This window comes from Actinomadura logoneensis (genome assembly GCF_003428695.1).
GTDB classification, from domain to species: domain Bacteria; phylum Actinomycetota; class Actinomycetes; order Streptosporangiales; family Streptosporangiaceae; genus Spirillospora; species Spirillospora logoneensis.
The window spans coordinates 1-787 of sequence record NZ_QURH01000406.1 but is presented as its reverse complement, the minus strand read 5'-3'; the positions used below and the strand labels follow the sequence as shown (position 1 = coordinate 787).

2 protein-coding genes are annotated in these 787 nt (G+C 73.1%); both read left to right on the top strand.

Features of this window, described 5'->3' with window-relative positions; translation table 11 throughout:
* The first annotated feature begins 225 nt into the window (after positions 1–225).
* Positions 226–405: a PspC domain-containing protein gene (locus DZF91_RS22985; protein WP_117359473.1), complete on the top strand. Its 180-nt coding sequence runs from the start codon at positions 226–228 to the stop codon at positions 403–405.
* 162 nt (positions 406–567) lie between these two features.
* A partial coding sequence (locus DZF91_RS22980; protein WP_199486817.1) for a hypothetical protein occupies positions 568–787 on the top strand: 220 nt, incomplete at its 3' end.

The following is a 787-nucleotide window of genomic DNA, read 5'->3' as shown; positions in this document are numbered from 1 at the left end:
GGGTGTTCAGTTCTTCGGTCTCCACAAACCGAGCCTGAACACCCTCGCCCTGTCCCAGGGGACAGACTTCGGAACTACTCGTCCTAGGGGAGAATCCCTAGGTCCCGGGTAGGGGAGGGGGACCAGCCGAACGGGCGATGTGAAGCAGGGTGTCCGGTTCATAGTGTCGTTGTCGTGGCCGCGGTACACGCGGTCGCGACGCTCACGACTGGGGGGAACCACGACATGAACGGCCTCTATCGTCCTCGGCAGGGCCGCGTCATCGCCGGCGTCTGCGCCGGGATCGCCCGGCGCTTCGGGATGAGCCCGTGGACCGTCCGGCTGCTCGCGCTGCTGTCCTGCCTCCTGCCCGGACCGCAGTTCGTCGTCTACATCGTCCTCTGGATCATGCTGCCGAGCGAGTAGCGCCCCCGCTACCGCCCGGAGCGCCCCGCGCCGCCCGCGCGGGCGGCGTTGACCCGGCCGAGTCAGGACCGCGCCGCCGCGCCGGGCGGATACCTCCCGTTCGCTGGAATGGGGGCCCGGCGGGGTGTTAGATCTGGGGGTACTTCCGGAAAGGACGTCCCTGTGCCGGATCACCCCCCGCCCGCCGCGACCGGCGCGAACGCCGCTCCGGACCCGCTCGCCGTGACCCGCGCCCTGCTGCGCCACCTCGGCGAGCTGTCCCGCGTGCGCGCCCGCCGAGGCCCGGCAGGCGAGATCCCCGGCACCCCCACCCCGTCCACCCCCGCAGCGCCCCGGACGTCCGGCGCCCACCCGACGGGCCGACCCGGCCCCCCTGGCGACG